General features: G+C 73.3%; 21 protein-coding genes and 1 pseudogene. 4 read left to right on the top strand and 18 right to left on the bottom strand.

The annotated features are described in order from the left end of the window. Positions 1–2 precede the first annotated feature (2 nt). From ACZ3I3_RS13375 to ACZ3I3_RS13400, 6 genes are all read right to left on the bottom strand, one after another. Positions 3–656, bottom strand: coding sequence for an ABC transporter ATP-binding protein (locus ACZ3I3_RS13375; protein ID WP_467364603.1), 654 nt, complete (start codon positions 654–656; stop codon positions 3–5). Then, positions 649–1,653, bottom strand: a complete 1,005-nt coding sequence (locus ACZ3I3_RS13380; protein WP_467364605.1) for an ABC transporter ATP-binding protein — start codon at positions 1,651–1,653, stop codon at positions 649–651. The genes ACZ3I3_RS13375 and ACZ3I3_RS13380 overlap by 8 nt, the downstream gene beginning before the upstream one ends. 635 nt (positions 1,654–2,288) lie before the next feature. Next, entirely contained in the window at positions 2,289–3,188 is a 900-nt protein-coding gene (locus tag ACZ3I3_RS13385; RefSeq protein WP_467364607.1) for an ABC transporter permease, read from the bottom strand. After that, positions 3,178–4,146, bottom strand: coding sequence for an ABC transporter permease (locus tag ACZ3I3_RS13390; protein ID WP_467364982.1), 969 nt, complete (start codon positions 4,144–4,146; stop codon positions 3,178–3,180). The genes ACZ3I3_RS13385 and ACZ3I3_RS13390 overlap by 11 nt, the downstream gene beginning before the upstream one ends. 20 nt (positions 4,147–4,166) lie before the next feature. Then, the gene (locus ACZ3I3_RS13395; protein WP_467364609.1) at positions 4,167–5,759 is read right to left on the bottom strand and encodes an ABC transporter substrate-binding protein; all 1,593 of its coding nucleotides are present in this window, start codon (positions 5,757–5,759) and stop codon (positions 4,167–4,169) included. A gap of 163 nt (positions 5,760–5,922) precedes the next feature. Continuing rightward, positions 5,923–6,360 carry a DUF6299 family protein gene (locus ACZ3I3_RS13400; protein ID WP_467364611.1) on the bottom strand — a complete coding sequence of 146 codons (438 nt, stop codon included), beginning with the start codon at positions 6,358–6,360 and terminating at the stop codon, positions 5,923–5,925. Positions 6,361–6,605: 245 nt separating this feature from the next. Between ACZ3I3_RS13400 and ACZ3I3_RS13405 the strand changes: the two genes are divergently transcribed. Further along, positions 6,606–6,800 (top strand): DUF5999 family protein, encoded by a 195-nt coding sequence (locus tag ACZ3I3_RS13405; protein WP_467364613.1) that lies wholly within the window; start codon positions 6,606–6,608, stop codon positions 6,798–6,800. A gap of 18 nt (positions 6,801–6,818) precedes the next feature. Here ACZ3I3_RS13405 and ACZ3I3_RS13410 read toward each other — a convergent pair whose 3' ends face one another. The 3 genes and pseudogenes from ACZ3I3_RS13410 to ACZ3I3_RS13420 form a co-directional block, all read right to left on the bottom strand. Next, positions 6,819–7,217, bottom strand: a complete 399-nt coding sequence (locus tag ACZ3I3_RS13410) for a RidA family protein (RefSeq protein WP_467364614.1) — start codon at positions 7,215–7,217, stop codon at positions 6,819–6,821. After that, positions 7,214–8,386: an acyl-CoA dehydrogenase family protein gene (locus ACZ3I3_RS13415; protein WP_467364984.1), complete on the bottom strand. Its 1,173-nt coding sequence runs from the start codon at positions 8,384–8,386 to the stop codon at positions 7,214–7,216. The genes ACZ3I3_RS13410 and ACZ3I3_RS13415 overlap by 4 nt, the downstream gene beginning before the upstream one ends. Before the next feature lie 81 nt (positions 8,387–8,467). Beyond that, positions 8,468–8,734, bottom strand: a pseudogene (locus ACZ3I3_RS13420) (acyl-CoA dehydrogenase); the annotation flags it as partial. Positions 8,735–8,862: 128 nt separating this feature from the next. Between ACZ3I3_RS13420 and ACZ3I3_RS13425 the strand changes: the two are divergent. Both ACZ3I3_RS13425 and ACZ3I3_RS13430 read left to right on the top strand, forming a co-directional pair. Then, positions 8,863–10,488, top strand: coding sequence for an AMP-binding protein (locus ACZ3I3_RS13425; RefSeq protein ID WP_467364616.1), 1,626 nt, complete (start codon positions 8,863–8,865; stop codon positions 10,486–10,488). A gap of 15 nt (positions 10,489–10,503) precedes the next feature. Further along, the gene (locus tag ACZ3I3_RS13430) at positions 10,504–11,331 is read left to right on the top strand and encodes a PaaX family transcriptional regulator (RefSeq protein WP_467364618.1); all 828 of its coding nucleotides are present in this window, start codon (positions 10,504–10,506) and stop codon (positions 11,329–11,331) included. Here the strand turns inward: ACZ3I3_RS13430 and ACZ3I3_RS13435 are convergent. Then, the gene (locus ACZ3I3_RS13435) at positions 11,315–13,672 is read right to left on the bottom strand and encodes a bifunctional salicylyl-CoA 5-hydroxylase/oxidoreductase (RefSeq protein ID WP_467364620.1); all 2,358 of its coding nucleotides are present in this window, start codon (positions 13,670–13,672) and stop codon (positions 11,315–11,317) included. The genes ACZ3I3_RS13430 and ACZ3I3_RS13435 overlap by 17 nt on opposite strands. After that, on the bottom strand, positions 13,657–14,484 hold the full coding sequence (locus tag ACZ3I3_RS13440) for an enoyl-CoA hydratase family protein (RefSeq protein ID WP_467364622.1): 828 nt from the start codon (positions 14,482–14,484) through the stop codon (positions 13,657–13,659). The genes ACZ3I3_RS13435 and ACZ3I3_RS13440 overlap by 16 nt, the downstream gene beginning before the upstream one ends. Before the next feature lie 308 nt (positions 14,485–14,792). On the opposite strand from ACZ3I3_RS13440, the gene ACZ3I3_RS13445 reads away from it, so the two are divergent. Beyond that, positions 14,793–15,260: an ATP-binding protein gene (locus ACZ3I3_RS13445; RefSeq protein WP_467364623.1), complete on the top strand. Its 468-nt coding sequence runs from the start codon at positions 14,793–14,795 to the stop codon at positions 15,258–15,260. Positions 15,261–15,266: 6 nt separating this feature from the next. On the opposite strand, the gene argF is transcribed toward ACZ3I3_RS13445, so the two are convergent. From argF to fxsT, 7 genes are all read right to left on the bottom strand, one after another. Further along, complete coding sequence (gene argF, locus ACZ3I3_RS13450; protein WP_467364625.1) at positions 15,267–16,274, bottom strand: ornithine carbamoyltransferase; 1,008 nt, start codon at positions 16,272–16,274, stop codon at positions 15,267–15,269. Positions 16,275–16,377: 103 nt separating this feature from the next. Then, the gene (locus ACZ3I3_RS13455; RefSeq protein ID WP_467364627.1) at positions 16,378–17,601 is read right to left on the bottom strand and encodes an arginine deiminase; all 1,224 of its coding nucleotides are present in this window, start codon (positions 17,599–17,601) and stop codon (positions 16,378–16,380) included. A 120-nt stretch (positions 17,602–17,721) separates the two neighbouring features. Beyond that, positions 17,722–19,416 carry an HEXXH motif domain-containing protein gene (locus ACZ3I3_RS13460; RefSeq protein WP_467364629.1) on the bottom strand — a complete coding sequence of 565 codons (1,695 nt, stop codon included), beginning with the start codon at positions 19,414–19,416 and terminating at the stop codon, positions 17,722–17,724. A 96-nt stretch (positions 19,417–19,512) separates the two neighbouring features. Next, the gene (locus ACZ3I3_RS13465) at positions 19,513–19,746 is read right to left on the bottom strand and encodes a hypothetical protein (RefSeq protein ID WP_467364631.1); all 234 of its coding nucleotides are present in this window, start codon (positions 19,744–19,746) and stop codon (positions 19,513–19,515) included. A 97-nt stretch (positions 19,747–19,843) separates the two neighbouring features. Further along, the gene (locus ACZ3I3_RS13470; RefSeq protein WP_467364633.1) at positions 19,844–20,971 is read right to left on the bottom strand and encodes an effector-associated domain 2-containing protein; all 1,128 of its coding nucleotides are present in this window, start codon (positions 20,969–20,971) and stop codon (positions 19,844–19,846) included. After that, complete coding sequence (locus ACZ3I3_RS13475) at positions 20,968–22,110, bottom strand: alpha/beta fold hydrolase (protein WP_467364635.1); 1,143 nt, start codon at positions 22,108–22,110, stop codon at positions 20,968–20,970. Before ACZ3I3_RS13475 ends, ACZ3I3_RS13470 begins: the two co-directional genes overlap by 4 nt. Before the next feature lie 120 nt (positions 22,111–22,230). Further along, positions 22,231–26,700, bottom strand: a complete 4,470-nt coding sequence (gene fxsT / locus ACZ3I3_RS13480; RefSeq protein WP_467364637.1) for an FxSxx-COOH system tetratricopeptide repeat protein — start codon at positions 26,698–26,700, stop codon at positions 22,231–22,233. Positions 26,701–26,733 lie beyond the last annotated feature (33 nt).

Consider the following 26,733-nt stretch of genomic DNA (forward strand, 5'->3'; position numbering starts at 1 on the left):
TCTCAGGCCAGGCTCTCCCAGTGGACCGTGCGGTCGCACCAGCGGCCGAGCAGCGTGCGGTCGTGGCCGACGGCCAGCAGGGCGGCGCCGGTCGCGGCACGGTAGTCCTCGACGGCCGCGACCAGGGCGGCGGCGGTGGAGGCGTCGAGCATGGCGGTCATCTCGTCGCACACCAGCAGGCGGGGGCGCAGCACCAGGGCGCGGGCGAGGCAGGCGCGCTGCAGCTGGCCGTCGCTGACCTCGTGCGGCCGCCGGGTCAGCAGGTCCGGGGTGAGGCCGACGGCGGGCGCCAACTCCGCGATCCTCTCGGGGATCTCCTTGCCGCGGCCGGTGGCGCGCAGGGGTTCGGCGATCAGATCGGTGAGCGGCAGCCGGGGATCGGCGGAGAGCCGCGCCTGCTGGAACACGACCCCGAAGGCCGTGCGCAGGGCGCGCGGGGCGCGGTGGCGCCAGTTCCGTACGGGTGCGCCGTCGAGGAGGAGGGTGCCCGAGTCGGGCCGGTGCAGCAGTGCCGCGACGCGCGCCAGGGTCGACTTGCCGCAGCCGCTCGGACCGAGCAGGCCGACGGCCTCGCCCGGTGACACGGTCAGGGAGACCCCCCGGACCACCGGCGCGTTCCTGGTGTATCCGGCGGTGATGGAGCGCAGTTCAAGCACGGACGTCCTCCCGAACGTACGGGTGGTGACAGGCGACCGTGCCGGCCGGCGGCGGCGCGGCGCAGGTGTCGGTGGCCCGGTCGCAGCGGGCGGCGAAGGCGCAGCCCTCGGGCAGGTCACCGAGTTCGGGCGGCATGCCGGGGATGGGCGTGAAGGCACGGTCGGGGAGGGCCTGGAGCAGGCCGCGGCTGTAGGGGTGGCGGGGGCCGGGCGAGCCGAAGAAGTCGGCGGCGTCGGCCAGTTCGACGATCCGGCCCGCGTACATCACGGCGACCCGGTCGGCGATGCGTTCGGCGGCGGCCAGGTCGTGGGTGATCATCAGCAGCGCCCGTCCGGCTCCGTTCGCCTGCCCCGGTTCGTCGACGTGCCGCCGCAGTTCGTCGACCGTACGGTCGACCAGGTCGCGGTCGAGTCCGGTGGTCGGTTCGTCGGCGAGCAGCAGGGGCGCGTCACCGACGAGGGCGAGGGCGGTGGCGGCTCGCTGGGCGAGGCCGCCGGACAGCTCGTGGGGGTGGCGGTCGAGGTGGTCGGCCGGGAACGCGGCCCGTTCGGCGGCGGCCTCGGCGGCGGCACGCAGGGCGGCGCGTCCGCGGGTCGCGGTCAGCGCGGCGACCGTCTCCTCCAGTTGGGAGCGGACCGTGCGCACGGGTGTGAGATGAGCGGCCGGGCTCTGCGGCACGAGTCCGACCAGCCGGCCGCGCACGGTACGGGCGAGGGTCCGCTCGTCGGCGCTGAGCAGGTCCAGGTCGCCGAGAAGGGCCGACCCGGCGGTCTGCGCGTTGCCGGGGAGCAGCCCCAGCAGGGCGGACGCGAGCACGGACTTGCCGCAGCCGCTCTCCCCGATCAGGGCCAGGCACTCCCCCGCCGCCACGTCGAACCGTGCTCCGGTGACGGCGGCGACACGTCGCCCGCCCGGCATCAGGAACCGCACGGACAGCCCGCGCACCGACAGCACGGGATCGCCTCCGGCGGTCACAGACCCACCCGCGGCGCTCATGCCGGAGCCCGGGGCGACCGTGCGCCCGACTCCAGCGGGCCTGGGGATGCCGCGGGCCGATGCGGGGGCACCTGCACCTTCGGTCGGCGCGGGCTCGTCCCCGGCCGACGCGGGGGCACCTCCGGCCGAGCCGGGGTGACCTCCGGCCGAGCAGGGGTCACCTCCGGCCGGCGCGGGCTCATCCCCGGCCAACCCGGGGGCACCTCCGGCCAAGCCGGGGTGACCTCCGGCCGGCGCGGGCTCATCCCCGGCCAACCCGGGGGCACCTCCGGCCGACCCGGGGGCATTTCTGGTCGGCGCAGGACCGGCTCCGGCCAGTACAGGATCATCCGCACCCGGCACGGGTGCCTCTCCGGTCGGCAGGTGAGCCCCTGCGGGCGGCGCAGCACCGCCACCGCCCGGCCCAGGGCCGCCTCGGTCCGACACTGAGCCACCTCGGCCCGACACACGGCCGCCTCGGCCCGGGACAGAACCGCCAACACCCGGGACAGGACCGCCACCGCCCGGCACACGGCCGCCACCGCCCGGCTCGGAAACCCCTCCGCCCGACGCACGATCACCGCCACTCGGCACAAGGCCGCCTCGACCCGGCAGGGGCACAGGAGCCCCAGCCGGCACAGGCCCAACTCCGCTGCTCACAGCATCAGCTCCGATCGGTGCCGGGGGTTGATCCGCTCCCGCCACGCGCCGGCGAGGCCGGCGATGGCGAGGGTCGGGATGATGAGGAAGAGGCCCGGGAAGAGGGTCGGCCACCACTGGCCGGCGAGGAGGGAACCGCGGGCGGTCTGGATCAGGGTGCCGAGGCTCGCCGTGTGCGTGGGCAGGCCGAGGCCGAGGAACGACAGCGCCGACTCGTGCCACATGGCGTGCGGCACCATCAGCACGGCGGCGAGGGCGGCTTGAGGAAGGACGGCGGGCAGCAGGTGCCGTACCGTCACCCGCCATCGCGACGCCCCTCCGGAGACCGCGGCGTCGACGTACGGCCGCGAGCGAAGGGACAGCACCTCGGCCCGGACGATGCGCGCGGTGGACAGCCAGTGGGTGAGCGCGACCGAGATCACGACCGGCCAGACGCCGGGGCGGAACATGGCGACGATGAAGATGCCGAGCAGCAGATGCGGCACGGACGAGAACGCGTCGACCACCCGCATCAGCGCACGGTCGGCCCAGCCGCCCAGGGCACCGGCCGTCGCTCCCACGGCCGTGCCGACCACGGTCGCCGTCAGCGCCGCCGCCACTCCGACGAGCAGCGAGACGCGCAGCCCGTAGACACAGCGCAGCAGCAGGTCGCGGCCGACGTCGTCGGTGCCGAAGGGGTGGGCCCAGGACGGCGGTTCCAGCTTGGCGGCCAGGTCGACGGCCTGCTGGTCGAGCTGGACCAGCGGCGGCACCAGCAGCACGGCGAGCACGGTCGCGGCCACCAGCACGGCCGAGGTGCGCACGCGCAGGGCACGGGTGGAGCGGCGCTTCGGGCCGTGCGACCGCCACTCGGTCTCGGCCGGGGAACCGGCGGGCGCCGGTGCGTCACATGTCACTGAGCTTCACCCTCGGGTCGAACAGTCCGTAGAGCAGGTCGGCGAGCAGGTTGCCGGCGAGCACGGCGGCGGTGGCCAGGGTCGTCAGGGCGGCGAGCAGCGGGAAGTCGACGGCGGTGGCCGCCTCGACGGTGGCGGACGCGATGCCCGGCCAGCTGAAGACGCTCTCCACCAGCAGGGCCCCGGTGATGAGTTCGGGCACGCGGGAGCCGATGAGCGTGAACACCGGCAGCAGTCCGGAGCGCAGGGCGTGCCCGAGCAGGACGGTGCGTTCGCTCAGGCCGCGGGCGCGGGCGCCGCGTACGGGGTCCTCCGCCAGGGCGTCGCCGACACCCTGGCGGACGTAGAGCGTGAACCACGGCAGTTGGGAGACCGCGAGGACACCGGCGGGCAGCACCAGGTGGCTCGCGACCTGTCCGGCCGTGACCTGTTCGCTGCCGGTGTCGGTCAGGCCGCCCGCCGGGAGGACGTCCCATTGCAGGGCGAACAGCCAGATGGCGAGCAGCGCGATCCAGAAGACGGGGGCCGCCTCCAGGGTGTAGGCGAGGGACGTGACGGTCCGGTCGACGGCCGAGCCGGGACGGCGGGCGGCGAGCACGCCGAGGAGCGTGCCGACCAGCACGGCGGCGGCGAAGGCGACCGCGCAGAGCAGCGCGGACCACACGAGGCGTTCGCCGATCACCTGGGCGACCGGCTGCCGCAGCACGCTGGAGTGGCCGAGGTCGCCGGTGAGCGCGGAGGTCAGCCAGTGCCACCAGCGGGCGGCGAAGGGCTCGTCGGCGCCGAGGTTCTCGCGCAGCCGGTCCAGCGTCTGCTGGTCGGCGCCGAGCGCGGCGGTGCCGGCGTAGCCCTTGACGGGGTCGAAGGGGGAGGCGGCGGCGATGGCGAACACACCGAAGGTGACGACGAGCAGGACGGGGACGGCGAACAGCGCCCGCCGCCCCGCCAGCCGGGCCATCGCTCCCCAGGGCGGGCGGGTCACTTCTTCGGCTGCCAGTCCTCGATGTTCCACCAGGGTCCGCTGGCGAATCCGTGCTCGTGCGGCTCCAGCTGGGTGCTCAGGCCGTCCCAGCGGTCGGCGAGGACGTAGAGGTGGTCGATGTGGGTGAGGAAGGTGTAGCCGGGGTCCTGCACGAGGGCGCGCTGGAGCTTGTCGTAGGCGGCCTTGCGCGCGGCCGGGTCCTGGCTGCGGCGGCCGTTGTCGAGGGCGCGGTCCACGGCCGGGTTGTCGTAGCGGGCCATGTTGTTGAAGCCGTCGCCGGCGAGGGAGGAGTGCAGCAGGGTGTAGAGGCCGAAGTCGGGGTCGCCGGTGCTGCCGAAACCCGCGAGGACCGCGTCGTCCTTCATCCGCGGCTCGATGACCTCCCAGGTGGCGCTCTCGACCCGCACGTCGATGCCGGCCTTCTTGGCGTCGGAGGCGTAGGCGAGGGCGTGGTCCTGGCGGACCTTGTCGCCGGAGGGGTAGAGCAGGGTGAAGGACGCGCGCCTGCCGTCCTTGACGCGGATGCCGTCCTCGCCGGGCTTCCAGCCGGCCTCGTCCAGGATCTTCGCGGCCTTGCCGAGGTCGTGAGGGCGTTCGATGTCCTTCGTGAAGGCGGGGTCGTCGGCGGGCAGCGGCCCGTACGCCGGGCGGCCGGCGCCGTCGAGGATCTTGCCGACCATGGCCTCGCGGTCCACGGCGGCGTCGAGGGCCCGGCGGATCGCGCGGTCGCCGGTGACCTTGTTCGCGGTGGGGAGGGTGACGGCCCGGAAGTCGTAGGAACGGGCCTGGTAGGTGCGCTTGCCGTCGTCACTCTTGAACGTGGCGGCGAGGTTCGGCGGGAGGACCGCGCCGTCGAGGTCGCCGGAGCGCAGCCGGGTGGCGCGTACGTTGTCGTCGCCGATGATCGCCATGGTGAAGGTCTTCACCTTCGGCTCGCCGCCCCAGTAGCGGGGGTTGGCCTTGAAGGTGAGCTTCTCGCCCTTGCTCCAGTTCGCCAGGACGTACGGGCCGGTGCCGACCGGCTTCGTGTTGAAGGAGCCGGTGTTGGGGTCCTGCTCGCCCGCGACGTGCTCGGGGACGATGGGCAGGACCGTGCGGGCGGCGAAGGGGGCGTAGGGGTACTTGAGTGTGAAGACGACCTTGTCGTCGCCGCTCGCCCGGACCTCCTTCACGGCGTCCAGCTCGCTCTTGAAGGTGTTGTTGGTCTTCGGGTCGAGGGCGGTGCGGTACGTGTAGACGACGTCGTCGGCCGTGAGCGGTTCGCCGTCGCTGAACTCGACCCCGTCGCGCAGGGTGTAGGTGTAGGTGCGGCCGCCGTCGGTGACCTCGGGCAGCGCGGCCGCCAGGGCGGGCTTCAGCTTCAGGCCGGCGTCGTGGGCGAGGAGCCCGTCGAAGATCTTGGAGTTGCCGTCCTTGCCGTAGCCGAGCAGCGGGCTGAGGGTGTCCGGCTCGGAGGCCACCCCGATGACGACGGAGCCGGCGGACGTGCCGTCGCCCTGGCCTCCGCCGCTGCTGGGGGCCGAGCAGGCGGTGACCGCCGTGGCCAGCGCCGCCATGACGGCGGCCCCTCGTATCCGACGGGTCGACATGTGACCTCACCCCGTTGTTGCTGTAGTCAGGTTCTTGCACAGACCTCGCAATTAAACAGTCAAGGAGGGCCGTCGCGCACCACCGCGACGAGGGGAGCCCAGGTCACCGGACCGGTGGGCGCCCCCGAACCCGGGCCGCCCACCGGTCCGTTCCCCGTCGCGGTCAGCCCTGGGTCAGAGTGACGGCCTGCCCCTGGGTGGCGTGGAAGCGGGGCAACGGGAGGCCGCTGAAGGTGCGCAGCTCCATCAGGGTGGCCTCGACGTGGGCCGCGCCGGGCACGAGCGCGCCGGGCATGGGGCGGCCCGTGTTCACCCAGCGGTGCACCGCGCCGTCGCACACGGCCCGGGTGCCGCCGATGCCGTGACGGGTCGTCGAGACGCCCTGGCTCACGGAGGAGCTGACGAAGACCGGGCCGCTGGAGCTCTGGCAGCGGTAGGTGCCGGAGAGGGTGACGGTGCCGTCGGCGGCGATCCGGCCCACCGAGTCGACCGTCACGGCCTCGTACGGGGTGGGCGCGGCGGTGGCGGGCGTCGCGGCGGTGCCGGTGAGCAGGAGCAGCACGGCACCGGCCGCCGCGCCGAGAAGGGGACGTAGACGCATGGGGGGAACCTCCCGAAAGGAGTGGAATTGCGGCTTCCACTCGTACCGGGCCTCCGGCCCGGCGCCCGTGACCCTCACCCCTTCGGTGGCGAGTCCGCACCGGGCGTCGTGGAACCGTCCGGGGAATGTCCGGGGCCTGTCACGCTTCGCCCCATGCCGTTCCGATGAGTTCCCGACGGGAGGATGGTCTGTCCGTAAGAGCCGTACGAACCGTTCGGACGGCCCTACCGACGTGGAGGTGCGCCATGTGTGCCCACCAGCCCCTGTGCCCCGCGACCGACTCCCCCGCCGCGCACGTCGTCGCCGCCCACCCCGAGCAGGGGTGGAGCCTGCTGTGCGACGGGGCGATCGTCTTCGACGACACCGGCGAACTGCTGCCGGACGGACGCGTGCTGGAGCCCCGCCGGGTGGCGGTGGAACGGCTGACCGTCGCGGCCTGACCGGAAGGCCGCCCCGCCCTACGGCAGTACCGCGAAGCCGTCCAGTTCCACCAGTGCCTCCTCGTCCCACAGCCGGACGACCTCGACGACGGCCATGGCCGGGTAGTCGCGGCCGGCCAGTTCGCGCCACAGGCGGCCCAGTTCACGCGCGTGCGCGCGGTACGCCTCGACCTCCGTGGCGTAGACGGTGACGCGGGCGAGGTCCGACGGGGTGCCGCCGGCCGCCGCGAGGGCGGACAGCAGGTTGGTGAGGGCCTTCTCGAACTGTTCCGGCAGGGTCGCGCCGACTACTTTGCCGTCGCCGTCGAGGGCGGTCTGCCCCGCCAGGAACACCACACGGGAGCCGGAGGCGACGACGGCGTGCGAGAAGCCGGCCGGCGGGGACAGCTCGGGCGGGTTGACGCGCTCGGTGGTCACTCGGCCCCCTTCCGGGCGTACAACTCCTTGGCGATGATGCCGCGTTGCACCTCGCTGGCGCCCTCGTAGATGCGAGGGGCGCGCACCTCCCGGTAGAGGTGTTCGAGCAGGTGACCGCGTTGCAGCGCGCGGGCGCCGTGCAGCTGGACGGCCGTGTCGACGACGTACTGCGCGGTCTCGGTGGCGAGCAGTTTCGCCATGGCGGACCGCTGGGGCACGTCCGGGGCGCCCTCGTCGTAGGCCGTCGCCGCCGCGTAGACCATCAGCCGGGCCGCCTCCGTGCGCAGGGCCATCTCGGCGACCTGGTGGGAGACGGCCTGCAGGTCCCGCAGCTTGCCGCCGAAGGCGTCCCGCCCGGCGGTGTGCGCGAGGGTCGCGTCGAGCGCCGCGCCGGCCATGCCGACGGCGAAGGCGCCGACGCTGGGGCGGAACAGGTTGAGCGTCCCCATGGCGACCCGGAATCCCCGGTCCACCTCGCCGAGCACGTCGTCGGCCGTCACCGGCACGGCGTCGAAGTCGAGGGCGCCGATGGGATGCGGGGAGAGCATGTCGAGCCCGGCGCCGGTCAGCCCCGGACGGTCGGCCGGCACGAGGAACGCCGTGACGCCACGCGCCCCCGCACCCGGGGTGGTCCGCGCGAAGACGGTGTAGAAGTCGGCCTCGGGCGCGTTGGAGATCCAGCACTTCGCACCGGTGAGACGCCAGCGGGCGGAGCCGTCGGGGTCGGCGGCGAGTTCGGCCGGAGCCGGTACGCCGTGGACCGAGCGCCCGGATCCCGGAGATCCGCCGGCAGGGGCCCGCATCCCCCGGGCACTGCCGTCGGGTGCCGCCGGGCCCGGTGAGCCACCGCCACCGGTCCGGGAGCCTTGAGCACCATCGGGCCCGGCCTGCTCCCGAGCACCGTCGGACGCGGCCCGCCCCCGGAAACGACCGTCGGCCGAAGCCCAAGCGCTCCCGCCGGAGGCCACCGCACCGCCGGAAGGCGCCCCGCCCGCGAAACCGCCGTCGACCACCGCCCCAGCACCGCCACCGGCGACCGGACGGCCCCGTGAGCCGGCACCGGACGCCTCTCCCGGTGAACCACCACCGGCTGCCGCCCCCAGCGAGCCGTCCCGCTCCGCGCGCAGGTCCAGCGCCGCCGCGTCCGACCCCGCCCCCGGCTCGCTCAGCGCGAACGCCGCCACCGCGCTGCCGTCAGCGACGCGGGGAAGCCAGCGGGCGCGTTGGCTCTGCGTGCCGTGGGCGTGGACCGGGTGGGCGCCCAGGCCCTGGAGGGCCAGGGCCGTTTCGGCTTCCGTGCAGGCGTAGGCGAGGGACTCGCGCATCAGGCACAGCTCGAGCGCGCCGGAGGTGAAGAGGCGGCCGAGCAGTCCGAGTCCGCCGAGTTCGGCGAGCAGGGCCCGGTTCACCCGGCCCGGATCGCCCTTCTCGGCCAGCGGGCGCAGCCGCTCCGCGGCGAGGGCGCGCAGCTCGGCGCACCAGGCGAGTTGTGCCGGTTCGAGCGAGAATGCGGTCATCGCCGGTCCCTTCTCCGCCACGCCTGCCTCCCGGCCGGGCCACTCCGAGGCTATCGCGGACCGTTGACTGCCGTCACCAACACGATACGCTCCTGGGGCGAGCCCACCACGCCAAGGGGGCGAATCGTATGAATCCACGGGGTACGGCCCACGTCGACACCTTCGCCCGTGACCATCTGCCACCCCCGGACCAATGGCCCGAGCTCCGTTTCGATCTGCCGGAGCTGCGCTACCCCGCACGGCTCAACTGCGCCGCCGAACTGCTCAGCGGCCCGCCCGGCGACCGCCCGGCGTTCCTCACCCCGGCCGGAAAGCCGTGGACGTACGCCGATCTTCGCGCCCGCGTCGACCGCATCGCGCACCTGCTCACCGGCGAACTCGGCGTCGTCCCCGGCAACCGCGTCCTGCTGCGCGGCCCCACCACACCGTGGCTCGCGGCCTGCTGGCTGGCCGTGCTGAAGGCGGGGGCCGTCGCGGTCACCGTGCTCGCCCAGCAGCGCCCGCACGAGCTGAGCACGATGTGCGAGATCGCCCGGGTCCGGCACGCGCTGTGCGACATCCGGGCCGTCGACGACCTCGCCAAGGCCGAGATCCCGGACCTGCGGATCACGGTCTACGGCGGTGACGCCCCGGACGACCTCCTCAACCGCCCGGCACCCGGCACCCCGTACGAGGCCGTCGACACGGCGGCCGACGACGTCGCGCTGATCGCCTTCACCTCCGGCACCACCGGCCGCCCCAAGGGCTGCATGCACCTCCACCGGGACGTCCTGGCCATCGCCGACACCTTCTCCCGGCACGTGCTGCGGCCGCGCCCCGACGACGTGTTCACGGGCAGCCCCCCGCTCGGCTTCACCTTCGGCCTCGGCGGGCTGGTGGTCTTCCCACTGCGGGCCGGGGCGAGTGCGCTGCTGCTCGAACAGGCCGGTCCGAAACAGTTACTGCCGGCCATCGCCCGGCACCGGGTATCCGTGCTGTTCACGGCCCCCACGGCGTACCGCGCGATGCTCGACGAGCTCGACGGGCACGACGTCTCGTCCCTGCGCCGCTGCGTCTCGGCGGGAGAGAACCTGCCGGCGGCCACCTGGGAGACCTGGCGCGGACGCACCGGCCTGCGTCTGATCAACGGCATCGGCGCCACCGAACTGCTGCACATCTTCATCTCGGCCGCCGACGAACGGATCCGGCCCGGCACGACGGGCGTGCCCGTGCCGGGCTGGCAGGCGCGTGTGCAGGACGAGCACGGCGAGCCGGTGCCCGACGGGGAGCCGGGGCTGCTCGCGGTGCGCGGACCGGTCGGCTGCCGCTACCTCGCCGACCCGCGGCAGCGGGAGTACGTACGCGGCGGCTGGAACGTCACCGGCGACACCTACGTCCGCGAACCCGACGGCTACTTCCGGTACGTCGCCCGCGCCGACGACGTGATCATCTCGGCCGGGTACAACATCGCCGGGCCGGAGGTCGAGGAGGCGCTGCTGCGGCACCCGGACGTGGTGGAGGCGGCGGTCGTGGGACGGCCCGACGAGGCCCGCGGGCAGGTCGTGGTCGCCTTCGCCGTACTCAAGGAGGGCGCGGAACGGGACGCCGGAGCGCTGCGCGCCTTCGTGAAGAGCGAGCTGGCGCCGTACAAGTGCCCGCGTGAGATCGTCTTCCTGGACGCGCTGCCGCGCACGGCCACCGGCAAGCTGCAGCGGTTCAGGCTGCGCACGGGAGAGCTCCTCCCGGGCGGCGGCACCGAAGACGACCGGGAGTGAACCGTACGACCTAAGATGATCAACGTGTCCGACCAGCATGCACCACGGTCTCTCATCGTCACGCTCTACGGCGCGTACGGCCGCTTCGCGACGGGTCCCGTGCCCGTCGCCGAACTGATCCGGCTGCTCGCCGCGGTCGGGGTCGACGCCCCGTCCGTACGCTCCTCGGTGTCGCGGCTGAAGAGACGCGGACTGCTCGTGCCCGCCCGCACCGCCCAGGGCGCGGCCGGGTACGAACTGTCCCCGGACGCCCGCCAGTTGCTCGACGACGGCGACCGGCGCATCTACGCCACGGCCCCTCCCGAGGACGAGGGCTGGGTACTCGCCGTCTTCTCCGTGCCGGAGTCGGAGCGGCAGAAGCGGCACGTGCTGCGCTCCCGGCTGGCCGGCCTCGGTTTCGGTACGGCCGCGCCGGGCGTGTGGATCGCACCCGCGCGGCTGTACGAGGAGACCCGGCACACTCTCCAGCGGCTGCGGCTGGACGCGTACGTCGACTTCTTCCGCGGCGACCACCTCGGCTTCGCCCCGACCGCTCAGGCCGTCGCCCGCTGGTGGGACCTGGCCGCCATCGCCAAGGAGCACGAGGCGTTCCTCGACCGCCACGAACGCGTGCTGCGCGCCTGGGAGAAACGCGAGGACACCCCGCCGGAGGAGGCCTACCGCGACTACCTCCTCGCCCTGGACTCCTGGCGCCACCTCCCCTACATCGACCCGGGCCTGCCGTCCGAACTGCTCCCGGAGGACTGGCCGGGCACCCGCTCGGCGGCGGTGTTCCAGGGCCTGCACGAACGGTTGCGGGACGCGGGCGCCGAGTTCGTGGGGCTGCTCAGCGTCCCAGAGTGAGGCGCGGCTTGGGCGCGTCCGTGCGGCCCGTCCGGGGGCGGCGGCTGCCCGCGCGGTACGGGGCCGGCCAGTCGGCTCCGGGGCCCGTGTAGCCCTGTTCGGCCGCCGCGTGCAGCGTCCAGTGCGGGTCGTAGAGGTGGGGGCGGGCCAGGGCGCACAGGTCGGTGCGGCCCGCCAGGATCAGGGAGTTGACGTCGTCCCAGGAGGAGATCGCGCCGACCGCGATCACCGGGATGCCGGTGGTGTGGCGGATCCGGTCGGCGAACGGCGTCTGGTACGAGCGCCCGAACTCGGGCCGTTCGTCCGCCACGACCTGCCCGGTCGACACGTCGATCGCGTCGGCGCCGTGCGCGGCGAAGGCCCGGGCGATCTCGACGGCGTCCTCGGCCGTGGTCCCGCCGTCGGCCCAGTCGGTGGCGGAGATCCGGACGGTCATGGGCCGCTCCCCGGGCCAGACGTTGCGTACGGCGTCGAACACCTCCAGCGGGAAGCGGAGCCGCTTGTCCAGCGAGCCGCCGTAGGCGTCGGTGCGGCGGTTGGTCAGCGGGGAGAGGAAGCCCGAGAGCAGATAGCCGTGGGCGCAGTGCAGTTCGAGCAGGTCGAATCCGGCGCGGGCGGCGCGGCAGGCGGCGGCCGCGAACTGCTCGCGGATGTCGGTGAGCTGGGCGCGCGACAGCTCGCGCGGAGTCTGGCTGAACGGCTTGTACGGGAGCGCGGAGGCGGCCACGAGCGGCCAGTTGCCCTCCTCCAGAGGCTCGTCCATGCCCTCCCACATCACCTTCGTGGAGCCCTTGCGGCCGCTGTGGCCGAGCTGCACGCCGATCGCCGTGCCGGGCGCCCGCTCGTGCACGAAGTTCGTGATCCGCTTCCAGGCCTCGGCCTGCCGGCCGGTGTAGAGGCCGGCGCAGCCGGGCGTGATCCTGCCCTCCTCGCTGACGCACACCATCTCGGTCATCACCAGCCCGGCCCCGCCCATCGCCCGCGCGCCCAGGTGGACGAGGTGGAAGTCGCCGGGGACGCCGTCGACCGCCGAGTACATGTCCATGGGCGAGACGACGACCCGGTTGCGCAGGGTCAGGCCGCGCAGCCGGAACGGGGTGAACATCGGGGGCGTGCCGGGCCGGCAGCCGAAGTCGCGCTCCACCGCCTCGGTGAAGCGGGCGTCGCGCAGCCGCAGGTTGTCGTGGGTGACGCGGCGGCTGCGGGTGAGCAGGTTGAAGGCGAACTGGCGGGACGGCTGGTCGAGGTACAGGGCGAGGTTCTCGAACCATTCCAGGCTGGCCCGGGCCGCGCGCTGCGTGGAGGCGACGACGGGCCGCCGCTCCGCCTCGTAGGCGGTCAGGGCCTCGTCCAGGGTGTCCTGTTCCTCCAGGCAGGCGGCGAGGGCCAGGGCGTCCTCGACGGCGAGCTTGGTGCCGGAGCCGATGGAGAAGTGGGCGGTGTGCGCGGCGTCGCCGAGGAGGACGACGTTGCCGTGCGACCAGCGGTCGTTGACGACCGTGCGGAAGGTCGTCCAGGTGGAGTTGTTCGACGTCAGGGGGCGGCCGCGGAGTGCCTCCGCGAAGATCTTGGCGCAGCGTTCGATGGACTCGGCTTCGCCGAGCTCGTCGAATCCGGCCGCGTGCCAGACCTCTTCGCGCATCTCGATGATCACGGTGGAGGCGTCGGGCGCGTAAGGGTAGCCGTGGAGCTGCATCACGCCGTGTTCGGTCTCGGCGATCTCGAAGCGGAAGGAGTCGAACGGGAAGTCGGCGGCGAGCCAGATGTAACGGCAGCGGTGGGTGGTGACGTGGGGGCGGAAGACGTCCGCGTGGGCCTCGCGGGTGCTGCTGTGGATGCCGTCCGCGGCGATGACCAGGTCGTGGGTTCGCGGGAGGTCGTGCGGGGCCTCGGTGTGGAAACGGAGGTCGACGCCGAGGTCGCGGCAGCGGGTGTGGAGGATCTCCAGGAGGCGTTTTCTGCCGAGTGCGGCGAATCCGTGGCCGCCCGAGGTGTGCCGTACGCCTCGGTGGACGATGTCGATGTCGTCCCAGCGGATGAAGTGTCTCCGGAGGGCCTCGTAGACGTGGGGGTCCGCGTGTTCTATGCCGCCGAGGGTTTCGTCGGAGAGGACGACTCCGAAGCCGAAGGTGTCGTCGGGGGCGTTGCGTTCCCAGACGGTGATGTCGCGGGTGGGGTCGAGGCGTTTGAGGAGGGCGGCGGCGTAGAGGCCGCCGGGGCCTCCGCCGATGATGGCCACGCGGAGGGGGTGGCTCTTGTCGTCGGGCGGCTGCGGGTGCGTTGTGGCTTGTCGCGCAGTTCCCCGCGCCCCTGAGGGCATTGCCGTCACCGTCCGCTCCATTTGGGAGGGCGCTTCTCCGTGAACGCGGCGTGGAACTCTGCGTAGTCCTCGCCTGTCATCAGGAGGGCCTGGGTCGAGGCGTCGAGTTCCACCGAGGCTGCGAGGGGCATGTCCAGTTCTGCCGTGAGGAGGGCCTTGGTCTGGGCGTAGGCCAGGGCCGGGCCGTTGGCCAGGCGGTGGGCCAGTTGGTGTGCTGCCTCGTCGGTCCGGCCCTCCTCCGTCAGTTCGCTGATCAGGCCGATGCGCTCCGCCTCGGGGGCGCGGACCGGGTCGCCCAGCATCAGGAGGCGGGTGGCGTGGCCGAGTCCCACGACTCTGGGCAGGAGGTAGGCCGCGCCCATGTCGCCGCCGGAGAGGCCGACGCGGGTGAAGAGGAAGGCGAAGCGGGCCGTGGGGTCGGCCACGCGGAAGTCGGCGGCCAGGGCCAGGACCGCTCCGGCGCCGGCCGCCACACCCTGGATCGCCGCGATCACGGGGAAGGGGCACTCCCGGAGGGCGCGGACCACCTGGCCGGTCATCCGGTTGAAGTCGAGGAGCTGGGCGGTGTCCATGGACAGCGTGGCGCCGATGATCTCGTCGACGTCGCCGCCGGAGCAGAAGCCGCGGCCCTCGCCGGCCAGCACCAGGGCCCGCACGGACCGCTCCCGGGACAGCTCCGCGAGCAGGTCGCGCAGGTCGGCGTAGGCGCCGAAGGTGAGCGCGTTGAGCTTCTCGGGGCGGGCCAGGGTGACGGTGGCGACGCCGTCGGCCACGTCGACGCGCAGGTGCTCCCAGCTCGGGGTGCGGGCGGCGGAGCCGGTGAAGGGACTCATGACGTGCGGCCTCCTCGGGCGGGCACTGCCTCACTGAGCTCTACCCCATGAAGTTATCACTCATCCGTGACTGTCGTCATGAGTGCGCGATAGGCCGTCCGGGTAGGACTTCCTGGGGAGCCGGGCGTGACCCGGGCAGGTCACATCCGTCACAGATCGTCCACACCGGCGTAACGGCGGGAGCAGCTGTGCGCGGCACCCCGTTCACCTGGGTAAGCCGTGCGGCAAGGGGGCCGCAGGGTTCCCGGCAGTGCCCCTCGGAGGCCACGGAAGAGTGGCCCCGTACCATTCATAAGGTTGAAAGCAGGATGTCCTGCTCCATGAACGGACCCGCCTTGTACGAACTCCCCTCAGCCCCCGCCTCCTGGCGCGTCGCGCTGCCGCACACCGCCGCGGCGGTGCCCGTGGCCCGTGCCCTGGTCCGTACGGCGCTGGCCGAGCTGGAGCACGCGGCCGACCGCGACACCGCGGAGCTGCTCACGGCGGAGCTGGTGGCGAACGCCGTGGAGCACACCTCCGGCGAGACGCCGATAGAGCTGGTGGTGGAGTTGATGCCGTCGGGCTGCCAGGTGGAGGTGCACGACACCGACCCGAAGCCGCCCGGCGACCTGACGTGCCCGTCCGGCGGGATGCCCGATCCCTGGCAGGAGCACGGGCGCGGCCTGCTGCTGATCCGCGCCCTGAGCTCGTCGTGCGGGCACCGGCCGACCGAGTCCGGCAAGGCGGTCTGGTTCAGGCTGCCGGTGATACCGGCACAGCGGCGCCCGTCGGCCTGACGCGCCTCAGCCGAGGGTCGCGACCAGCACCGCCTTGATGGTGTGCAGCCGGTTCTCCGCCTCGTCGAAGACCACGGAGTGCGCCGACTCGAAGACCTCGTCCGACACCTCCAGGTACTCCAGGCCGTGGGCGGCGTGGATCTCCTGGCCGACCTTGGTGCCGAGGTCGTGGAAGGCGGGCAGGCAGTGCAGGAACTTCACGTCCGGGTTACCGGTGGCGCGCAGGACGTCCATGGTCACGGCGTACGGGGCGAGGGCGGTGATGCGCTCGGCCCAGACCTCCTTCGGCTCGCCCATGGAGACCCAGACGTCGGTGGCGACGAAGTCGGCGCCCCGGACGCCCTCGTCCACGGTCTCGGTGAGGGTGATGCGGGCGCCGCTGGTCTCGGCGAGCGCACGGGCCCGGTCGACGACCTCCTCGGCCGGCCAGTACTCCTTCGGGGCGACGAGACGCACGTCCATGCCGAGCAGGGCGCCGGTGACCAGGTAGGAGTTGCCCATGTTGAAGCGGGCGTCGCCCAGGTAGGCGAAGGTGATCCCGGTCAGCGGCTTGGCGCAGTGCTCGGTCATGGTGAGCACGTCGGCGAGCATCTGGGTGGGGTGCCAGTCGTCGGTGAGCCCGTTGTAGACCGGCACGCCGGCGTGCGCCGCCAGCTCCTCCACCTTCTGCTGGCTGTCGCCCCGGTACTCGATCCCGTCGTACATCCGGCCCAGCACCCGCGCGGTGTCCCGCACCGACTCCTTGTGGCCGATCTGCGAGCCGGACGGGTCGAGGTACGTCGTCGAGGCGCCCTGGTCGGCGGCCGCGACCTCGAAGGCACAGCGGGTGCGGGTGGAGGTCTTCTCGAAGATCAGCGCGATGTTCCGGCCCCGCAGGTACTGCGTCTCGGTCCCGGCCTTCTTGGCGGCCTTCAGCTCGGCGGCCAGCTCGACCAGAGAGCGGAACTCCTCCTCGGTGAAGTCCAGCTCCTTGATGAAGTGACGGCCGGCGAGGGCGGTCGGGACTGTCGCCATGGGGAGCTCCAGGGATACGGCGGGACGGGGACGGGCAGGACTACTGGAATACTATACGAAACTCAGCATGCCTATACGGCAGGTGTCCGCACGGCAGTGGGTGCTATACGGCCTCCCGTTCGACCGGGCAGCTCATGCACCGCGGCCCGCCCCTGCCCCGCCCCAGCTCGCTGCCCGGGATCTCTATCACTTCGATGCCCTGTTTGCGCAGGTGGGTGTTGGTGGTGGCGTTCCGCTCGTAGGCGACCACCACGCCGGGTTCGACGGCCAGGACATTGCAGCCGTCGTCCCACTGCTCGCGTTCGGCCGCGTGCACGTCCTGGGTGGCGGTCAGCACCCGAATCTCGTTCAGGCCGAGCGCGGCGGCGATCGCGCGGTGCATGTGCTCCGGCGGATGGTCGGTGACCTTCAGCTCCTTCTCGCCGACGCCCGGTTCGATGGTGTACGAGCGAAGCATGCCGAGCCCCGCGTACTGGGTGAAGGTGTCGCCGTCGACCATCGTCATCACGGTGTCGAGGTGCATGAAGGCACGGCGCTTGGGCATGTCGAGGGCCACGATCGTCTCGGCGGAACCGGCGGCGAACAGCTTGTGCGCGAGCATCTCCACGGCCTGGGGCGTGGTGCGCTCGCTCATGCCGATGAGCACCGCCCCGTTGCCGATGACCAGGACGTCCCCGCCCTCGATGGTGGACGGGTAGTCGGCCTGCCCCTCGGACCAGAGGTGGAAGGTCTCGTCGCGGAACAGCGGGTGGTGCCGGTAGATCGCCTCGAAGTGCACGGTCTCGCGCTGCCGGGCGGGCCAGCGCATCGCGTTGATGGAGACGCCGTCGTAGATCCACGCGGAGGTGTCACGGGTGAAGAGGTGATTCGGCAGGGGGTCCAGCAGGAAGTCGTCCAGTTCCATGACGTGGAAGCGCACGGAGGTCGGCTCCGGGTGCACGTCGAGGAACTCGCGCTTGGTCATGCCGCCGACCAGGAGCTCGGCCAGCTCCGCCCCGGGCAGGTTCTCGAAGGCGGCTCTCAGGTGGTCGGTGGCCAGTGGGCCGTACTCCTTCTCGTCGAAGACCCGGTCCAGGACGAGGGCCCTGGCCGCCGGGGACTCGAGGGCCTCGGCCAGCAGGTCACCGAAGAGGTGGACGGCGACCCCCCGGTCGCGCAGCACGTCGGCGAACCCGTCGTGCTCGGCGCGGGCCCTGCGCACCCACAGCACGTCGTCGAAGAGCAGCGAGGTCTTGTTGCTGGGGGTGAGCCTTTTGAGCTCGAGATCGGGCCGGTGCAGGATGACGCGGCGCAGCCGCCCGGCCTCGGAGTGGACGTGGTAAGCCATGTCTCCATCCTGACCATCGGAGCGCCCCTTGACGCGCTGCTCGCGCGTTTCGGCGAACTCTTGTTTGCGTCTGCCTGACGACAACCAGCCCGGGCCGGGACGTCCCCGCTCGTCCCCCGGTCAGCCGCTGGGCAGCGGCTGGAGCAGCTCCGGCCGGGCCAGCATGCGCCGCGTCTCCCGGCCGGGGTCGAGCGCGGCCCGGGCGACGATCCAGCCGGCCAGGACGTGCGGCTCGGCGGGGTCGGCGGCGAGCTGTCCGGCGTACCGGGCGAGCGCGGCGGTCGCGTCCCCGGCGGCGAGGTGCTCGTCGGCGGTGCGCGGGGCGGCGGGGCGGGTGGCGAAGGCGTGGGTGCGGACGTCGGGCCAGGATGTGCGGTCGGGGCGGAAGCGGGGGCCGTCCGGCGGTATCTCCACCGCGGGGTCGACGTTGCGCAACCGCCACTCGGTGCGGTGCAGCGCGGCGGCCGTACGGGCCCGGTTGAGGGCGGCGTGTGGGACCGGCTCGCGCAGCCAGCCGTCCAGGGTGCGGGCGAGCCCCGACACGAGGGCCCGGCCCTGGACGGTCAGCCGGCCGCTGCTCAGCAGGGTGCGCACGGCCAGGCGGCTCTGCAGCCGGCGCAGGGCGAAGAAGTAGGCAGCCCGCTCGACCCCCTCGCCTCCCTGCGCACCGGCCAGCCGGTCCCGCCAGAAACCCGCGACGCCGGTGAAGGCGTACGCGCCGTGCAGCAGGCCGGTGAGGTGGCGCGGGTCGGTGCGCCAGGGGGCGTAGTAGCGCTCGGCCCGGTCGTCCTCCAGCAGCGGGAACAGGTGCAGGAGGGCGGCCAGTTTGCTGTGCTGGAGCTCGTGCACCAGCGTTTCGGCGAGGGCGAGCGCGGAGGCCGGACGGACGATGAGCATGCCGCCGAAGGAGTCACCGCTGGAGGCCGACACCTGCACGAAGGGGGGCGGGGGCGGGCCGGCGGAGGTGCGCCCGAAGGGCACGATCGCCCGGATCATGGCGGGGTCGACCCGCCCGGGGCCCGGTGTGCCCGGACGTGCCAGGATCCGCGCGGCCTCGCCGAACAACCGCTGCCATTCCTGTGCCTCGTCCTCGTCGAGCCGGGCGGGGGGCAGGTGGTCGTCGAGATCGCGGTAGGGGTCGAGGTCTTCGAGGACGACGGTGACGGGGGTCCCACCGCCGGGGCCGGTGTGGGTGAGGGTGCGCAGCGGGAGCCAGGTGCCCCCTTCGGCGTCGGCACGCTGTTTCAGCGGACGGCAGGTCACCCGCACCGAGCCGGTCGTGCGGCCCGGTCCGGTGACCGTCAGCTCTCCCCCGGCCGTCCTGGCCCGGCCGACCGACAGGCCCTCCTCGGCGTCGGGGAGCTGGACCATGCCGAGACCGGGCAGGGGCAGCCGCCCGTTGGTCAGGGGGACGTCGAGTGCCGTCTCCGTGCCCGCGTGCAAGGAGGCCGAGAGGGCCAGCGCGCTCAGGTGGCCCGTCTCCGCCCACAGGGGCGGACCGCTCGCCGTGCCGTGCACCCGGCGCAGCATGTGGGACATCCAGCCGCCGGTCGCCGGAGCCAGCAGCAGGCGTTCGACCGGCTCGGGCGACTTCTCGGCCGCCTCCTTGAGCACCCGCCAGGCCTCGGCGACCGGGGTGAGGGGGGTGGGCAGGGCGCGGAGGTCGTCGAGGAGGGTGCGCAGGAGCAGCAACCGCCGGGCGCGCTCCGCCCGTTCGAGGAAGGCGACGGCCGCCGCCGAGCCGCCGCCGGCGGCCAGCTCCGCGAAGAGCCGGTCCGGCATGCGGAGTGGAGCGAGGTGCTGCTCGCTGGTCATCGTCGCGGGCCTCCGGTCGGGTTGGCGGACATGCGGGGGCCCCGGTGCGCGTGCGGGTGTCGCACCGGGGCTCTGGCGTCGGGACGCGGTCGGCGGCTAGTCGGCTCGGGCGCCGCCCGGCCCCTCGCCGCTCCTCATACTGCTCCGGGCACGCAGCACTTCGGTCAGCAAGCGCGTGGTGGGGGGCAGGGTGGGGAGACCGTCCACGGCGCTCAGGGGCAGCGCCGCGAGATCCGCCAGATCGGACTCCCAGACATCGGTCTCCGCGGTGGCGACGACCGGTTCAGGTGCGGCGGCTCCGGCGTGGTGCAGAGCGGGTGGCTGGTCCAAGATGCTCCCCCTTCTCGCACGGTGGCACGCGATGCCCCGTGTCTTTCCATCATGGCCAATACCCCCCGGGGCGAAAACCGTACGATCACGCCACTGATCACCGCCGGTCGCGCCGACCCTCCGAAGTGGCCGCCAACTCGGCGAGCGCCGCAGCGAGTTCGGCCTTCAGTTTCGGGTCGTCGTCGATGGACACCACGGCGTCGAACAGGTCCCACAGTGCCTCCGGATTCCGCCGGGCGAGCCCGCCGAGGATGTTGACGACGTCGGTGCGTGCCTTGCTGTGACGGCGCAGTACGCCTGCGACACCGGGGTCCAGCGCGGCGACGACCGTCTGTCGCTCGTCGGGGTCGTACATCAGGGGGTAGGCGATGAGGGCCTCCACCGCCCGCTGCAACGCCGTGAGGGGGCGCGACGCGGCGGGCGGTCCGGCCGGGGGCAGGGTCTCGGTGCGGTCGGGGCCCTGGAGCCGGATCTCGGGGTGCTGAAGAGTACGGCCCTCTTCCCTGAGGGAGGCGATGCGCGCCCGAACGGCCGGAAACAGTTCCTCCGGATCGGGCGGCGCGGGCAGAACCTCCGCCCGGTCGGCCAGCAGACCGAGCAGGACGTCGGAGAACAGGCCGGTGCCACGGACGGGGTCGTTGGCCGCCGCCCTGCCCCGGCCGGCGGCGAGCAGCACGATCTGCCGGTGCGCGTGGTTGGGCCGGTCCACGGGCAGGGCGTCGGCGGGCAGCGCCTCCTGGAACGCCAGGTCCTCCTCGAAGGTCTCGCAGGCGTCCACGATCCACATCTGCTCGCGCAGACCGGGCACGGCGTCGCCCGCGTACCGGGCGAGCGCGGAGTCCAGGTCGATGCCCACCTTGTCGGTGACGCCCGCGTCCGCGCAGAACAGCCGGAGCCGCCCGGCCCGGTCCAGCACCCCGTGCCCGCCCCACCACACCCACAGCATGTCCCCCTGGGCCGGGGACAGTTCGCGGACGAGCACCCGGCGCAGGGTCGCCTGGTCCGCGCGCTGGAAGGGGACTTGTGGGTCGTAGGACGGCAAGGGCGCAAGGTGGAGCCGCAGTTGGGACTCCGGCACCCCGGCGTCCCGCAGCAGTCGCCAGAACCGTACGGCGTCCCGGGCGGGGCCGGGCAGCCGCCAGGCGTCCCCGGCCTCGTACGCCTCGATCCCGACGACCAGGGCATGCACGCGGGCCGGGTCGATGGACGGCATCCGCCCGGTCACGGCAGGTGGTCCGCGATGTGGCGGTACACGGCGGGGTTCGTCCAGTAGGCGCTGTGCGCGGCGGGGAACGGCTGACCGCTGTCGACGGGGACGTCGGTGACGCGGCCCGGGAAGAGTTCAGCCCCGAGATAGCCGAGCAGGTCGCGCGGGTCGTACAGGTTCAGCCAGGCGGGGACGTGCGGCGGCAGGGGCGCGGGGTGTTCGAGGGAGGGCAGGGAGCCCGACTCGTAGAGGAAGGGCCCCTGGGAGCCGGCCGTCACCAGGAGCCCGACCTGCGGTAGCGGGGCGGAGATCAGCGTGTCCAGGGCGATGATGCCGCCGAGGCTGTGGCCGACCACGACGACGGGCGGCTCCAGGCCGGCGACGAGGGTGCGCAGGCCGTCCCGGAAGGCCGCGCCCCGGCTCAGGTAGCGCAGGATGTCACCGGCGGCGGGGTGGGCTGCCTCGGTGAGGACACGCCGGCGGCGCTCGACGGCCCGCGCGGCCATGGCCCCGGCCGACCTCAGCAGGTAGGAGCGCAGGCCCCGCTCGCTGCCCCGGGTCGGTGCGCCGAGGGCCTCGGCGATCCGGTCGGTGACGGCGTCCCGCGTCTCACCGACCGGCACCAGCGGGGAGTCGGCGTCGAGGGCGTCGGCGATGAGGCGGGCGGTCAGGGAGCGGGCGGCGAGAACGGCGAGGTCCGCCGGGCCGAGGGCGTCGGCGGCGGGGCCGAGCAGGGGGTGGGCGGCCAGGTCGGTGGCGGCGCGGGCCAGTCCGGGGCCCACCTCGGCTCCTGGTTCGTCGCCTCGGGCTGCGAGGGCGGTGAGCAGCGACCGTATGCGCTGCTGCGGCGGTACGGTGCCGGGCGGGCGTTCGGCGACCGGGCCGGATGCGGCGGCGGCCGAGGCCAGTTCGGCGTACGGGTCGTCGTAGAGGACGGCCCACGCAACGGTCGTCTCGTCGCTCTGGTCCGGGCCGGCCGGGCCCGCACCGGGACCGCGCGTGGTGCCGGACAGGGGCGGCAGGCTCGCGCCGCCGGCCGCGAGGGTGGCACCGTGTGCCGCTCCCCAGTCGTAGGGCACGATGTCCAGCCCGCCCTGCTGTGCGGCCAGCCCGGCCGTCACCCGCCCCACCAGGGCGGAGAGGGCCGGTTCACGCACCCCGGTTCCGTGAACGAAGACGACCGCCGTCATGCGCCCCCCGTGACACGAACACCCTTGCGGTGTCAACCGCCCACTATGGCAAGGAAGTTGGAGCCAGGCAAACAGACGCGGCCCGTGTCACATGGGCATGGGAGCGATGTCGCACTCGATGCGGCGGCGCTGGCGGGCGGCCTGGAGCCAGGGGTGGTTGTTGCGCAGCACCGCGGCGAAGCCCTCCACCGCCTTGTGCTGGAGCGCGTCCGCCTCGTCGGCCCGCCCGAGTCCCCGCAGGTCGAGGGAGAGGTTGGCGGTGCAGGAGAGAGTGAGCGGGTGTTCCACGCCCGCCACCTCGGTCAGCAGCGGCAGATTGGCGGAATCGATCGCGTGCGCCTGCTCGAATTTGAGCCGGGCGTACGCGGTGTTGGCCCGGCCGATGCCGACGGTGAGGGTGATGACGTGGTGCGCCCCCACCGTGTCACCGAGCCGGCGCACGACGTCGTCCTCCAGCTCCTGCGCGGTGTCCAGGTCACCCTGGGCCCGCTTGGTGGCGGCCAGATTCGCCCGGGCCACCAGCGTGTGCGCGTGGTCCGGCCCGAGGAGCCGCACCAGCCTGTCCACGGTGGACTCCGCGATGCGCTGGGAGTCCTCCAGGCGCCCGGACAGACGCCGGTCGACACAGACGTTGGTCGCCGTGGTCAGCGAGTCGAGGTGCTCGTCGCCGTAGCGGGCCTTGAAACTGAGCAGGGTCTCCTCGGCGAGCTTGGCGCCCTCGGCGAGGTCTCCGTCCCGGCGGAGGCAGACGGCGAGGTCACGGGCGATACGCAGGGTCAGGTGGTGTTTCTCGCCGAGCGCGGTGAGCGCCCTGCGGTAGACGTCCTCCTGCCATTCGCGTGCCTCGGGGTACCGGCCCGCCTCCCGCTTGTCGATGGCGACGCAGTGCAGGGTGTTGAGCGTGAAGAAGCTGGAGTCGCCGAGCAGCATGTCGCGCTGGCGGGCGGTCTCCTCGTCCAGTGGCAGCGCCTCCCTGAACTCCCCGCACAGTCTCAGGTCGACCGCCCAGCTGTGAGCACCCCGCAAGGCGGCCTGGTCTTCCGGGCCGAACAGCGAACGGGCCAGTTCGGTGGCCTCCTTGCCCAGGTCCCGCGCCTCCTGGAACCGGCCCTGGTAGCGGCGGGCGTCGGACATCTGGCACAGGGAGTCGATGAGTTCCTCCGGCTCGACCTGCACCCGCCGGGAGACCTCCAGCGCCTTCTCGGTGAGCGGGATCGACTCGGCGATCTGGCCCACCTGGCGCAGCAGGAACGCGAGACCCTTGGTCATGCGGATGACATAGATGTCCTCCTCGCCGGAGGCGGCGAGCCAGGCGCTCCAAGCCTGCCGGCTGAAGGCCGCGGCGCCTTGGTGGTCGCCCCAGTAGTAGAGGAACCACATGGTGTCGTCGACCAGGTCACGCACATAGGAGTCGGTGCTGGTCACCGCCTGGGAGGCGAGCACGTGGGGCAGCAGCGCCTGGTAGTCGCGCCATTCCTGGGAGGATCCGAAGGGGCCCCGGTTGGCGGCGGACAGCAACTGGTGGGCGGCGTCCCGCATCCGCTCGCGTTCCTCCTCGCTCAGCTTGGCGAGGAGCACGGTCTGGAGCAGGCGGTGCATCTGCAGGGTGCCCGCACGCGGGTCGACCCTGATCAGGGAGAACTGGCTGAGGTCGCGGATGGCCCGGTTCAGTTTGATCGGCTCGCGCAGCATCGGGTCGATCTCGGGCGTGATGTTGACGCCTCGGCTGCTGCGCAGGATGGACCTCGGGATCGGCTCGGGAGCCATGCTGGCGCAGATGTCGAGGAGCTGACGGGCGCCCGGGTTGTTCTCCTTGATGCGCTCCAGGGAGATGTCCCAGGCGGCCGCGACGGAGACCGGGTAGTCGGGGCTCTGCTCGATCTCGAGGATCTCCGGGCTGCGCTGGGCGAGCAGTTCGAGGTACTCGTCGACCTCCATGCCGGTGACACCGAGCCAGGCGCCCGCTTGCTCCACGGCGAGCGGGAGGTCGCCGAGGGCTTCGGCCAGCCGGTCGGCGTCCTCGCGGGGCAGGTCCTTGGCGCGCTTCTGGAGCAGTTCGATGGACTCGTCGCGCTCGAAGACGTTCACCGGCAGGGAGGTCGCCACCCGTTCCCAGCCCCGGTTCCGGGAGGTGACGATGACCTTGCCCGGCCCGTTGTGCGGGAAGTAGCCGCGCACGGCCTCGATGTCCTCGGCGTTGTCGAAGACCAGCAGCCAGTTGTCGTACGGCGTCCCGGTGCGCAGGGCCTCCAGTACGGCCGGCACGGCGGTGTTGGCCGCGGCGGCGCCCAGGCTGTCCTGGTCGGCCGGTGCGACGCCCAGCTGGGAGGCGAGGGAGGACAGCGCCGCCAGGATGAGGCTCTCGCGTTCGGCGGGGATCCAGCAGATGATCCGGTAGTCGCGCTGGTGGGTGTAGATGTACTCCAGCGCCAGCTGGGACTTGCCCACACCACCGAGGCCGTGCAGGGCGTTGGGCAGCACGGCTGCGGTGTCCTGCGCGGCGAGCTGCTCCTCCACGGCCCTCAGCAGCGCCTGGCGGCCGACGAACGAGGTGTTACGCATGGGGACGTTCACCAGTAGGGCCGGCGTCGCGGTCGTGGTGCTCTGCATGAGCGGCTCTGCCTCCGGGGTCTCTTGTCGATGCACGCCGGCCGTCTCAGACGGCGCGGACTCTCCAGTCAGATCGGAAATTCCCGAATCCGGGTCACTGCCCGCTGGGCTGGATGGAGGCGTATCGTCCGGATTATTCACCTTTGGGGGTGGCTGGGCGGACGTACGGTTCTCCACCCGCGCGGAAGCGGCGGGCGGGTTCCTGGACAGATTCGGTTCGATGCGCCGGGCCCGCTCGGAGTAGGGCCCCGACAGGGCTCGCATCACGGCCAGTTCGCTGCGCGCCCAGCCGCGTTCGGCGGGGTCGGGCAGCCGGGTCCGCAGCGGGTCGTGCAGGGCGGCACGCAGGGCGACGCCCTGCTCCCCCGCGGCGGGCAGCTCGCCCACCACGCTGACGGTATGGGCGAGTTGGCTGCGCGTGGTGGTCGCGAGCAGCGCCTCCCGGACGCCCTCGGCGAATTCGGGGCGCCCCTCCCCTCCGCCCTCCCAGTCGATCAGCCCGCCCATGAGGATCTCGGCGAGGTGGTCCGGACCGGTCTCGGGCATGACGCGCCGCCGCAGCTGCTCGACGAGGTCGAAGTCGAAGGGAATGGCGGCGAGTTGGGCGGCGAGCCGACGGGCGGAGGGGGTGGCCAGGCTGAAGAAGCGCCGTACGGCGGCGGTGGCGGCGCGCGGGAGGCGCGGGGCGCGCAGACCGGGAGCGGGCGCGCCCTTGCTCAGGGCGCCCGCGAGCACCACGGGCAGCGAACGCCGGACGCCGCGCCCGCCGGTGACCAGGTCGGACCAGGCGGCGAGGGAGGCGGGTTTCAGGGAGAGCACCGGGACGGCGACGGAGCCGTCGCCCGCTTCGGGCAGGGGCCGCATCGGGTCGGGGCCTCCGGGTGGCGCCCAGTGCCCGAGGCTGCCGTTGGGAGCTCCGAACCCGCCGGCCTCCAGGACGGCCGGGTACGGGTAGAGCGAGGAGCGGTGGCGCAGATGCGGCGGCAGCAGGTGGACGAGGGCGGTGGGGCCGGAGTGCGCGAGCCGGCCGAGGAGTTCGTCGGCGGCGGGGGCGGCCCAGCCGTGGGCGAGTCCGTCGGTGACGACGAGGAAGATCCGGCTGCCCCGGCCGTCGAGCAGTTCGGCGGGGTCGGCGACGGCCCGTCCCGTGGTCCAGCGCAGGGTGGCGGTGCCGGTGCGGGGCACGGTCGCCCGGAGTGTGCGCACGCTCCGGAAGGCCCCGCTGTGTTCGGCTGCGCGGGCCAGGCGTGCGGCGCTCTCCTCCCAGATCCGCATCGTCGGCGCGTCGTCGAGCAGCAGCACCAGGTCGAAGGCGGAGACGCGGGCGGGCCGCAGAAACGGCATCCACAGCCCGTCGGCGAGGCCCTGCTCGGCCGTGGTCTCCTCGTCCAGCTCCATGCTGTCCCGGGACGGGATGCGGCGGGCCAGATGGTGCAGGGCGCGCGCGAGCAGGGCCGTGACGCGGCCGGGGCCGGACGGGTCGGGTGCGGCCTGGGGCAGCAGCGGCGGCCCGAGGCGCAGCGTGAAGCGGCCTTCGGGGTGGGGTAAGAAACGGCTGACGGCCGGGGCTGCGGCCCCGTCGGTGGAAGGGAGCGACGCGTCGGGGGCGCGGCTCGCCGGGGGCGGCTGGGGAGGAAGGTCCTTGCCGGCCGCGGGCAGACCGCGGAGTGCGTCGTCGTCGGCGGCCGCGGGCGAACCGAGGAGCGCGTCGTCGTCGTCGGCCGGCGGCCGGGCCGGCGGTTCGGCGCCGGCGTCCTGCGGGCGGGCCTCCTGCTCGGCCGGGGCCGGTGCCTGCGGAGCCGCGCTGCCGGGGCCCGCGTACCGGCTCCAGTGCGCGGCGAGCCATACCGCGTCGGCGAACTCCTGCCAGCGCGGTACAAAGGGTTCGGGAGCGGCCGGGACCCGGTCTCCGCGCTCGCTCGCACGCGCGAGCGGCTCGGGGGACACCGAAGGAGGCGGCGACGATCCCGATGCGGGATC

The organism is Streptomyces sp. NPDC016851 (genome assembly GCF_055562795.1).

Coding starts and splice junctions, on each gene's coding strand:
- argF (WP_467364625.1), bottom strand. CDS start 16,274: ATGGCGACAGTCCCGACCGCCCTCGCCGGCCGTCACTTCATCAAGGAG.
- ACZ3I3_RS13435 (WP_467364620.1), bottom strand. CDS start 13,672: ATGGAGCGGACGGTGACGGCAATGCCCTCAGGGGCGCGGGGAACTGCG.
- ACZ3I3_RS13460 (WP_467364629.1), bottom strand. CDS start 19,416: ATGACCAGCGAGCAGCACCTCGCTCCACTCCGCATGCCGGACCGGCTC.
- ACZ3I3_RS13425 (WP_467364616.1), top strand. CDS start 8,863: ATGAATCCACGGGGTACGGCCCACGTCGACACCTTCGCCCGTGACCAT.
- ACZ3I3_RS13445 (WP_467364623.1), top strand. CDS start 14,793: ATGTCCTGCTCCATGAACGGACCCGCCTTGTACGAACTCCCCTCAGCC.
- ACZ3I3_RS13440 (WP_467364622.1), bottom strand. CDS start 14,484: ATGAGTCCCTTCACCGGCTCCGCCGCCCGCACCCCGAGCTGGGAGCAC.
- ACZ3I3_RS13430 (WP_467364618.1), top strand. CDS start 10,504: ATGATCAACGTGTCCGACCAGCATGCACCACGGTCTCTCATCGTCACG.
- ACZ3I3_RS13390 (WP_467364982.1), bottom strand. CDS start 4,146: ATGGCCCGGCTGGCGGGGCGGCGGGCGCTGTTCGCCGTCCCCGTCCTG.
- ACZ3I3_RS13405 (WP_467364613.1), top strand. CDS start 6,606: ATGTGTGCCCACCAGCCCCTGTGCCCCGCGACCGACTCCCCCGCCGCG.
- ACZ3I3_RS13380 (WP_467364605.1), bottom strand. CDS start 1,653: ATGAGCGCCGCGGGTGGGTCTGTGACCGCCGGAGGCGATCCCGTGCTG.
- ACZ3I3_RS13395 (WP_467364609.1), bottom strand. CDS start 5,759: ATGTCGACCCGTCGGATACGAGGGGCCGCCGTCATGGCGGCGCTGGCC.
- ACZ3I3_RS13400 (WP_467364611.1), bottom strand. CDS start 6,360: ATGCGTCTACGTCCCCTTCTCGGCGCGGCGGCCGGTGCCGTGCTGCTC.
- ACZ3I3_RS13455 (WP_467364627.1), bottom strand. CDS start 17,601: ATGGCTTACCACGTCCACTCCGAGGCCGGGCGGCTGCGCCGCGTCATC.